This is a genomic window from Conyzicola sp., from assembly GCF_046714715.1.
Lineage (GTDB): Bacteria > Actinomycetota > Actinomycetes > Actinomycetales > Microbacteriaceae > Conyzicola.
The window spans coordinates 1-9,415 of the sequence record NZ_JBKKAD010000087.1 but is presented as its reverse complement, the minus strand read 5'-3'; the positions used below and the strand labels follow the sequence as shown (position 1 = coordinate 9,415).

Below are 9,415 nucleotides of genomic sequence, written 5' to 3'. Positions count from 1 at the left end.
TTTCTTCGGAAATTCAGGACACGGCGGCGTTTGCATGCGGCGACCCCGCGAGAACCCGCGCCATCCGACCCCCGAGTCGACGCGATTTCCTGAGTTCGCAAAAAGCGGTGGCGGATGTCGCGGCGCCCGTCACCCGCACTCCCGCCCCAATTCGGAAACTCAGGACATCCCGTCGCCAGCAAACGGGCGACGAGCGGGTTCTGGCGCATCCGGTCGCCCGCACCGACCGCGATTCCTGAATTTTCGACGGGCGGGGTGGTCGTCTCGACCGGCGTCCGGCCGTCCACCCCTCCACAGGTGCGAGCGCGGCGGGCGCCCGCACGGGCTGTGCGGGGCCGCCCTACGGCGCAACTGCGGCGGCCACCATACCGGGATGGCGGACATTGCGGAACTCGTCGATCGGCTCGGCGGCATGGCCCAGAAACAGCAGCTCGTGGCGCTCGGCGCTCGCGACCTCGACCTCACGCTCGCGGTGAGGGGCGGCAGGGTGATCCGGGCGCGGCAGGGCTGGTACTCCACGTTGGCGGAAGACGATCCCCGGGTACGCGCCGTGCGGGTCGGCGGCAGGCTGACCGGTATCTCGGCGGTGATCGCCGCCGGTGGCTGGGTGCTGGGCAGACATCCGCTTCACGTGTCGGTGCACGACAACGCGGCCCGGCTGCGCACGCCGTCCAACCGTTTCGTCCAACTCGCCAAGCGGCACGTGAAGGGTCTGGCGCTGCACTGGGACGACGGCGGCGTGGCGCGCAGAGGCACCGCGACGAGCGTGGACCTGCGAGACGCCCTCGTGCGTGTGGTGCTCGACGAAGAGTTCGAGACCGCGGTGGCGGCGCTCGACTGGGCGGTGCACACCGGCCGCATCGACCGGATGGACTTCGAGCGGATCTTCGCGCACCTTCCGCGTAACCGGCGGGCGATCAGGGAATGGGTGGACGGCCGTTGTGAGAGCCTGCCGGAGAGTCTCACGCGAACCCGACTCCGGATGCTCGGACACGACGTCGATATACAGGTGCGGCTGGGCGACCTCGAGCGCATCGACCTCGTGGTCGACGATTGCGTGGGCATCGAGACCGACGGGCGGGAGTTCCACGAGAGCCGCTTCGAGGAAGACCGCACGAAGGACCTCGACATCACGACCGCCGGCTTGCACCCGCTGCGGCCGAGCGCCAACATGGTCTTCCGCAAGTGGGACCGCATCGTGCTCGCCGTCGAGCGCGCCATAGCCGCCCGGGCACCCGCCTGTTCGTGCGGAAATTCAGGAACCGGCGTCGCGCATCCACTCAAAAAGCCCGTATTTCCGGCCCGCAGCGCCTGGCGAAAATCCGCGATTCCTGAATTTCCGAAACCCGCCGGGAATAAGGGGCGGGGTGGGGCGTTGGCTCTGGGGTGAGTACTCCCATAAAGGTTGATATCTGGTCCGACGTGCAGTGCCCGTGGTGCTACATCGGCAAGCGCAAGTTCGAGGCGGGGGCCGCGCAGTTCGGCGGCGACGTCGAGGTGGAGTACCACTCGTTCGAGCTCGCTCCCGACACCCCGGTCGACTTCGACGGCTCGCCCAAGGACTTCCTGAGCCAGCGCAAGGGCATCGCGCCCGACCAGGTCGACATGATGCTCGACCGCGTGACCGGCATCGCCAAGAGCGTCGGGCTCGACTACGACTACGACCACGTGCACCAGACCAACACCATCAAGGCGCACGAGCTGCTGCACTTCGCGAAGAGCAAGGGGCTGCAGCTCGAGATGAAGGAAGCCCTGCTCAAGGCCTACTTCGTCGACGGCGGGCACGTGGGCCGCGTCGCGGATCTCGCCGAGCTCGCCGCCGGTGTCGGCCTCGACCGTGACGAGGTCGTCGCGGTCCTCGAGGCCCAGACGTATCTTGCCGACGTGAAAGCGGATGTCGCGCAGGCGCAGGCCTATGGCATCCAGGGTGTTCCGTTCTTCGTGATCGACGGAAAGTACGGTGTCTCCGGCGCGCAGGAGGCGGCAGCCTTCGCGGACGTGCTCGAACAGGCCCGCGCCGAGCGGGACGTCTCATGACCTCGGCCCAGACGACCCCGTTCGTGATGGCCGGCGACCCGTCTGCCGCCGCGTGCGTGGGCGACTCCTGCGAGATCCCGCCGCGCACCGAGCAGGCCGTCGTCAACCAGCGTCTCGACGAAGACCGCATCTAGCCCGGTAGCCCCGACTACAGGGCAAGAACTCGCGCAGTGGTTTCGGAAATTCAGGAAACCCGGTCGATGGGCGGTGGCCGCCCGCATGTTTGCAGGCCCGCGGAAATCGCTTCCGACCGGGATTCCTGAACTTCCGAGATAGACCGGCGGGTGCAGGGACGCGCTCAGCCCGCAGGATGCCGCGGCTCCCGCCGCGCTCAGTCCGAGATGTCGGCGACCGTCGCGTCGAAGCCGGCGATGAGCGAGTCCGCGTCGACGAAGGCGCTCATGCCGTGTTCGCCCGCGCCCATCGCGATGCGCAGGCCCGCGATGCGCTCGTCGGCGAACACGGGCCACGCGGTCGACGATCCGAGCGGGGTGATCGTGCCGCGCTCGTAGCCCGTGGCCTCGAGCGCCAGCGACGCCTCGGGCAGACGCAGCTTGTTCACACCGACCACGGCGCGCAGCTTCGGCCACGAGATCTGCCGGTCGCCCGGGACGAGGGCGAACAGGTAGCTCCCGTCGTGCCGCTTCACCACGAGCGTCTTCACGATGCCCGCGGCGGAGAGCCCGAGCAGCGTTGCCGCCTCTTCGAGCGAACCTGCCGCGGGACGCTCCACGAACTCCACCGCGATACCGCGGCTCGCAGCATCCGAGGCCACTCGTTCTGAACCGGTCATTGCGCCTCTGAGTATCCGAATATGAAGAACGTGGAAGAATTGAACAAATGACCGCCGTGACCGCCACACTTCCTACCCTACAGATCGGGCCCATCGCCCTTGACGTACCGGTCGTGCTCGCGCCGATGGCCGGCATCACGAACACCGCCTTCCGCCGGCTCTGCCGCGAATACGGCGCCGGCCTCTACGTCTCCGAGATGATCACGAGCCGCGCGCTGGTCGAACGCACGCCCGAGAGCATGCGGCTCATCAAGCACCACGAGTCGGAGTCGACCCGCAGCATCCAGCTCTACGGCGTCGACCCGAAGACGGTCTCCGAGGCCGTGACGATGCTCGTCGCCGAAGACCGCGCCGACCACATCGACCTGAATTTCGGATGCCCCGTGCCGAAAGTCACGCGCAAGGGCGGGGGAGCGGCGCTCCCCTGGAAGCAGGACCTCTTCCGCGACATCGTCGAGGGCGCCGTGAAGGCGGCGGGCGGCATCCCGCTCACGATCAAGATGCGCAAGGGCATCGACGACGAGCACCTCACCTACATCGAGGCCGCGAAGGCCGCCCAGGGCGCCGGGGTCGCGAGCATCGCGCTGCACGCGCGCACGGCCGCCGACTTCTATTCCGGTCAGGCCGACTGGAGCGCTATCGCGAAGCTCAAGCAGACCATCACCGACGTGCCCGTGCTCGGCAACGGAGACATCTGGAGCGCGGACGACGCCCTGCGCATGGTCGCAGAGACCGGATGCGACGGGGTCGTCGTCGGCCGCGGCTGCCTCGGTCGGCCGTGGCTGTTCGGTGATCTCGCGGCGGCGTTCTCGGGCTCCGGGGCCGAGATCATCCAGCCGACCCTCGGCGAGGTCGCGCAGGCCTACCGCCGTCACGCCGAGCTGCTCATCGAGTTCTACGACGGCGAAGAGGCCCGCGCGTGCCGCGACATGCGCAAGCACGTGGCCTGGTATTTCAAGGGCTACCCGGTGGGCGGCGAGACCCGCGCGGCTCTCGCCATGTCGTCGAGCGTGCAGGAGATCGACGACCTCATCGCGACGCTCGACTTCGACCAGCCGTACCCCGGCAAGGAGGCCGAGGGCCCCCGCGGCCGTGCCGGCAGCCCCAAGAACCCGAGCCTGCCGTACGGCTGGCTCGACAGCCGGAACCTCGACGAGAGCTTCCGTACCGAGTTGATCGAGGCCGAATTGCACAACAGTGGTGGCTAGGGGAGATACCGGGCAGTACAGCGAGGCCGACGCCGAGCGCTGGCTGCCCGAAGAGCACTCGAGCCGCCGCAGCGACTTCGCCCGCGACCGCGCGCGACTGCTGCACTCCAGCGCGCTGCGCCGGCTCGCCGCGAAAACTCAGGTGCTCAGCCCGACGCAGGGTCTCGACTTCGCCCGCAACCGCCTGACGCACTCGCTCGAGGTCGCGCAGGTCGGGCGCGAGCTCGCCGAGAGCCTCGGACTCGACCCTGACGTGGTCGACACCGCGTGCCTTGCGCACGACATCGGGCACCCGCCGTTCGGCCACAACGGCGAGAAGGCGCTCAACGACTGGGCGATCGACTTCGGCGGCTTCGAAGGCAACGCGCAGACTCTGCGGCTGCTGACCCGCCTCGAGCCCAAGGTCTTCGGCCGCGACGGGCAGAGCTACGGGCTGAACCTCACCCGCGCCTCGCTCGACGCGAGCACGAAGTACCCGTGGCCCGCGTCGCAGGGCATCCCCGACCCGAGCGGACGCAGCAAGTTCGGCTTCTACGACGACGACACGGCCGTATTCGAGTGGTTGCGGAAGGGCGCACCCGACCGGCAGCGCTGCATCGAGGCCCAGGTCATGGACCTCTCCGACGACATCGCCTACTCGGTGCACGACTTCGAGGATGCCGTCGTCGGCGGATTCCTCGACGTGCCCGCACTCGGCGCCCGGGCCGACCACGACGAGCTGGTCGACTCGATGTTCGCGTGGATCGGCGGGGAGTTCGACCACGACACCCTCATCGCCGCGTTCGACCGGCTCGACAGCCTCGACTACTGGCTGCAGTCGTGGAGCGGGTCGCGGGTCGACCTCGCCCGGCTGAAGAATCTCACCAGCCAGCTGATCGGCCGGTTCGCCCACGAGGCGGTGCACGCCACGCGCGCCGCGCACGCCTCGGGCGCGCTGATCCGGTTCGGGGCCGATGTCGTGATCCCGCGCGACACCCAGGCCGAGATCGCCGTGCTCAAGGGCATCGTGGCGGCCAACGTGATGTCGACGAACGCCCGCAAGCCGATCTACGCCGAGCAGCGCAACATCCTGACCGACCTCGCGGACGCCCTGTTGGCGACCGAGCACCGCGACCTCGACGCGGGTTTCGCCGCCGACTGGCACGCGGCGCCCGACGACAACGCCCGCAAACGCGTGATCGTCGACCAGGTCGCCTCGCTCACCGACCAGTCCGCCCTGGCCTGGCACGCCCGCCTCATCGGCTGACCGCCGCCCCTGGCCCCGCGCCGCCGCCCCCGCCGCATATCCCGCCCGCCGTGTCGGAAATTCAGGATGTCGCGTCGGTGCGGGTTACCTCACCCGCGTGTTTCCGCGCCGGTGTTGCGAGCCAGCGACGGCACATCCTGAATTTCCGAATCTGGTAGCCCGGAGGGGCGGTTGCGAGGGTGGGGTGGTGCCCGTGCTGCTCGCCCTGTCGGAAATTTAGGATGTCGCGTCGGTGCGGGTTACCTCACCCGCGTGTTTCCGCGCCGGTGAAACGTGCCAGCGACGCGACATCCTGAATTTCCGAAAAATGGAAGCCGCGCAGGCGGCGGCCGTGCACAGATGGGGACGCGCGACAGCGGCGGGGGAGCGGCGACCGTAGACTCGTCACGTGGCAGGCCTGATCCGACGTAGCGACATCGACGAAGTCAGGTCGCGCACCAACCTCGCCGATGTTGTGGGCGACTACGTCAGCCTCAAGAGCGCCGGCGTCGGGTCGATGAAGGGCCTGTGCCCGTTCCACGAGGAGCGCAGCCCCAGCTTCCACGTACGCCCCCAGGTCGGTTTCTACCACTGCTTCGGCTGCGGCGAGGGCGGCGACGTCTACTCGTTCCTGCAGAAGATGGACCACGTGTCGTTCTCCGAGGCCGTCGAGCTGCTCGCCGGCCGGCTCGGCTACGAGCTGCACTACGAAGACGGCGGTCAGGCAAGCGACCACGGCAACCGCGCCCGCATCCTGAGCGCCAACCAGGCCGCCGCCGACTTCTACGTCGCGTCGCTCGGAACCGACGAGGCCGAGCCGGGCCGCCGGTTCCTCGGCGAACGCGGCTTCGACCAGGGTGCCGCCGAACGCTTCGGCATCGGGTTCGCCCCGCGTCACGGCGCGCTCGGGAAGCACCTCAAGACCCTCGGCTACAGCGACGACGAGCTCGTGGTCGCCGGCCTGCTCGGTCGGGGCGAGCGCGGCGACGTGTACGACCGCTTCCGCGGCCGGCTGGTCTGGCCCATCCGCGACACGACCGGCCAGACGGTCGGTTTCGGCGCGCGCAAGCTGCTCGACGACGACCAGGGCCCCAAGTACCTCAACACCCCCGAGACGCCGGTCTACCACAAGAGCCAAGTGCTCTACGGGCTCGACCTCGCCAAGAAGGACATCGCCCGCGGCAAGCAGGTCGTTGTCGTCGAGGGCTACACCGACGTGATGGCCTGCCACCTCGCCGGCGTCACCACCGCCGTCGCCACCTGTGGCACGAGCTTCGGCGTCGACCACATCAAGATGATCCGCCGGGTGATGGGCGACGTCGCGGGCGACGTGCGCAGCACCGGCGAGGTGATCTTCACGTTCGACCCCGACGCCGCCGGGCAGAAGGCGGCCAGCCGTGCCTTCGACGAGGAGCAGCGTTTCTCGGCCCAGACCTTCGTGGCCGTAGCCCCCGACGGGCTCGACCCGTGCGACCTGCGCCTCCATCGCGGCGACGACGCCGTGCGCCGGCTCGTCACCACCCGCAAGCCGATGTTCGAGTTCATGATCCGGCGCGTGCTCGACGCCCACAACCTCGCCACCGTCGAGGGCCGCGTCGCCGCGCTGCGGGCGACCGCACCCGTCGTCGCCGGCATCCGCGACGAGGCGCTCGAGGTCGGCTACGTTCGGCAGACCGCCCAGTGGTTGGGCATGGATCTCGACGAGGTGCGGCGTGCCGTGGCATCCGCCCGGTCCACGACGACGGCGGAGGCGAAGGCGGGCGAGTCCGCGCAGAGCCTCGACACGAGCCTCTCGCTCATGCAACTGCCCACCGACCCCACAACGCGCCTCGAGCGCGACGCCCTCATGGCGATGCTGCAGTACCCCACCGACGTCGGACTCGACTTCATCCGCCGCGCGGCCGACGTGACGTTCAGCGACAACACGCTCGCGGTCGTCAGCGACGCGATAGCGACCAGCGCCGAGCACTGGGAGGCTCCCGACTGGCTCGCGCGCGTCTCCGACGAGGTGCCCCTCCCCTTTGCGACCCTCGTCAAGCAGCTCGGCGTCGCACCCATCCCCGAGCGTCCCGAGCTCATCGGCGCCTACTGCCGGGATGTCGTCGCCGGGCTCATCGACCGCGACCTGCTGCGCCAGAAGAAAGATCTCCTCGGCGCATTGCAGAGAACGGATGCCACGGTGGACGTCGAAAAGTACGGCCAGATCCAGCGCGACCTGGTGCGCGTCGAGGGCGAGCGTCGGGCCCTCCGCGCGGGATAGGCGAAGGCCTTTCACGAGCGAATGTTGCTTTCGTGTAAACATCCGCGGCGTCGACGCCGCTGACGGATGGTGCCGTGTGCATCTGTGTTACTACTTGATCACAGCAATGTACGGCGTGGTCATTTGGCGTGCGCCGCACATTCATTTCTTGCACTCACACAGGAAGAAGTACACGCTTATGGCTTTCGCATCAATGAAGGGCAGGCGCGCGGCGGGAATTCTCGCCGGAACCGCAGCCTTCGCTCTCGTGCTCACCGGCTGTGCTACCGAAGAGGGCGGTGGCGAGTCCGGAGACGGCGCCATCCTCATCGGAACCACCGAGCAGGTCACCGCGCTCGACCCCGCAGGCTCCTACGACAACGGCTCGTTCGGCGTTCAGAACCAGGTGTTCCCGTTCCTCATGAACACGCCTCTGGGCAGCCCCGACGTCGAGCCCGACATCGCCGAGTCGGCCGAGTTCACCGCGCCGACCGAGTACACGGTTGTGCTCAAGGAGGGCCTGAAGTTCGCCAACGGCAACGCCCTCACCGCCTCCGACGTCAAGTTCAGCTTCGACCGCCAGCTGGCGATCGCCGACGAGAACGGCCCCTCGAGCCTGCTCTACAACCTCGAGAGCACCGAAGCGGTCGACGAGACCACCGTCGTCTTCACCCTCAAGGCGGAGAACGACCAGATCTTCCCGCAGATCCTCTCCAGCCCGGCTGGCCCGATCGTCGACGAGGACGTGTTCTCCGCTGACGCGCTCACGCCCGACGACGAGATCGTCGAGGGCAACGCCTTCGCCGGCCAGTACTCCATCACGAGCTACGACTTCAACAAGACGATCGAGTTCACGCCGAACCCCGAGTACAACGGTCTCCTCGGCGAGGCCGAGAACTCCTCGGTCATCCTGAGCTACTACACCGACTCGTCGAACCTGAAGCTCAACATCCAGGAGGGTGACATCGACGTGGCGTTCCGCAGCCTGTCTGCGACCGACGTCGAAGACCTGCGCGGCAACGACTCGGTCAAGGTCGTCGACGGCCCCGGTGGAGAGATCCAGTACATCGTCTTCAACTTCGACACGATGCCTTTCGGCGCGACGACCCCCGAGGCCGACCCGGCCAAGGCACTCGCCGTGCGCCAGGCGACCGCCGACCTCGTCGACCGCCAGGAGATCGCGACCCAGGTCTTCAAAGAGACCTACACGCCGCTCTACTCCTACGTACCCGAGGGCCTGACCGGCGCCACCGAGGCGCTCAAGCCTCTCTACGGCGACGGCGAAGGCGGACCGGATGCCGAGAAGGCAGCCGCGACGCTCGAGGCCGCCGGCATCACGACCCCCGTCGAGCTCAGCCTGCAGTACGTCGCCGAACGCTACGGCCCCTCGTGGGGCGACGCGTACGCCCTCGTCAAGGACCAGCTCGAGTCGAGCGGACTGTTCACCGTGAACATCCAGGCCACCGAGTGGGTGCAGTACTCGAAGGACCGTACCGCCGACGTCTACCCGTCGTACCAGCTCGGCTGGTTCCCGGACTACTCCGACGCCGACAACTACCTGACGCCGTTCTTCCTCACGGAGAACTTCCTCGCGAACCACTACGACAACGTAGAGGTCAACGACCTGATCCTAGAGCAGGCGACCACGGTCGACCCCGCTGCACGCCAGGCGCTCATCGAGGAAATCCAGGAGAAGGTAGCGGGCGACCTGTCGACCGTTCCCCTGCTCCAGGGCGCTCAGCTCGCCGTGACCGGTTCCACCGTCGAGGGCCTCACCCTCGACGCCTCGTTCAAGGTCCGCTTCGCGGGCCTGACCAAGGGCTAGAACCCGTCGGATAATTCCCAACCGCAATAGAGTGGGGGGGGGGGGGGGGGGGGGGCGGCCCCCCCCCCCCCCCCGGGGGGGGGTGGAG

The 9,415-nt window shown here is 68.3% G+C and carries 9 protein-coding genes; 8 read left to right on the top strand and 1 reads right to left on the bottom strand.

Going from position 1 to position 9,415, the window contains the following annotated elements; all coding sequences use genetic code 11:
• The 4 genes from ACLQ6X_RS07100 to ACLQ6X_RS07085 form a co-directional block, all read left to right on the top strand.
• A partial coding sequence (locus tag ACLQ6X_RS07100; RefSeq protein ID WP_411699475.1) for a hypothetical protein occupies positions 1 to 239 on the top strand: 239 nt, incomplete at its 5' end.
• A gap of 134 nt (positions 240 to 373) precedes the next feature.
• The gene (locus ACLQ6X_RS07095) at positions 374 to 1,390 is read left to right on the top strand and encodes a hypothetical protein (RefSeq protein ID WP_411699474.1); all 1,017 of its coding nucleotides are present in this window, start codon (positions 374 to 376) and stop codon (positions 1,388 to 1,390) included.
• A complete protein-coding gene (locus ACLQ6X_RS07090) occupies positions 1,387 to 2,037 on the top strand; it encodes a DsbA family protein (protein ID WP_411699473.1) in 651 nt (216 codons plus the stop codon). Before ACLQ6X_RS07095 ends, ACLQ6X_RS07090 begins: the two co-directional genes overlap by 4 nt.
• Entirely contained in the window at positions 2,034 to 2,171 is a 138-nt protein-coding gene (locus tag ACLQ6X_RS07085; protein ID WP_411699472.1) for a hypothetical protein, read from the top strand. Before ACLQ6X_RS07090 ends, ACLQ6X_RS07085 begins: the two co-directional genes overlap by 4 nt.
• A gap of 197 nt (positions 2,172 to 2,368) precedes the next feature.
• Here the strand turns inward: ACLQ6X_RS07085 and ACLQ6X_RS07080 are convergent, their stop codons facing one another.
• Complete coding sequence (locus ACLQ6X_RS07080) at positions 2,369 to 2,830, bottom strand: aminoacyl-tRNA deacylase (RefSeq protein WP_411699471.1); 462 nt, start codon at positions 2,828 to 2,830, stop codon at positions 2,369 to 2,371.
• A 47-nt stretch (positions 2,831 to 2,877) separates the two neighbouring features.
• On the opposite strand from ACLQ6X_RS07080, the gene dusB reads away from it, so the two are divergent.
• The 4 genes from dusB to ACLQ6X_RS07060 all read left to right on the top strand — a co-directional run bounded on the left by dusB (position 2,878) and on the right by ACLQ6X_RS07060 (position 9,327).
• Positions 2,878 to 4,038 carry a tRNA dihydrouridine synthase DusB gene (dusB, locus tag ACLQ6X_RS07075; RefSeq protein WP_411699470.1) on the top strand — a complete coding sequence of 387 codons (1,161 nt, stop codon included), beginning with the start codon at positions 2,878 to 2,880 and terminating at the stop codon, positions 4,036 to 4,038.
• Complete coding sequence (locus ACLQ6X_RS07070; protein WP_411699469.1) at positions 4,031 to 5,284, top strand: deoxyguanosinetriphosphate triphosphohydrolase; 1,254 nt, start codon at positions 4,031 to 4,033, stop codon at positions 5,282 to 5,284. The genes dusB and ACLQ6X_RS07070 overlap by 8 nt, the downstream gene beginning before the upstream one ends.
• A gap of 388 nt (positions 5,285 to 5,672) precedes the next feature.
• A complete protein-coding gene (gene dnaG / locus ACLQ6X_RS07065; RefSeq protein ID WP_411699468.1) occupies positions 5,673 to 7,523 on the top strand; it encodes a DNA primase in 1,851 nt (616 codons plus the stop codon).
• Between the two features lie 178 nt (positions 7,524 to 7,701).
• Positions 7,702 to 9,327 carry an ABC transporter substrate-binding protein gene (locus ACLQ6X_RS07060; protein WP_411699467.1) on the top strand — a complete coding sequence of 542 codons (1,626 nt, stop codon included), beginning with the start codon at positions 7,702 to 7,704 and terminating at the stop codon, positions 9,325 to 9,327.
• The last annotated feature ends 88 nt before the right edge of the window (positions 9,328 to 9,415 follow it).

Excerpts from the sequence above, each read along its gene's own strand:
- ACLQ6X_RS07085 (WP_411699472.1), top strand. The coding sequence starts at position 2,034 with ATGACCTCGGCCCAGACGACCCCGTTCGTGATGGCCGGCGACCCGTCT.
- ACLQ6X_RS07060 (WP_411699467.1), top strand. The coding sequence starts at position 7,702 with ATGGCTTTCGCATCAATGAAGGGCAGGCGCGCGGCGGGAATTCTCGCC.
- ACLQ6X_RS07080 (WP_411699471.1), bottom strand. The coding sequence starts at position 2,830 with ATGACCGGTTCAGAACGAGTGGCCTCGGATGCTGCGAGCCGCGGTATC.
- dusB (WP_411699470.1), top strand. The coding sequence starts at position 2,878 with ATGACCGCCGTGACCGCCACACTTCCTACCCTACAGATCGGGCCCATC.
- ACLQ6X_RS07095 (WP_411699474.1), top strand. The coding sequence starts at position 374 with ATGGCGGACATTGCGGAACTCGTCGATCGGCTCGGCGGCATGGCCCAG.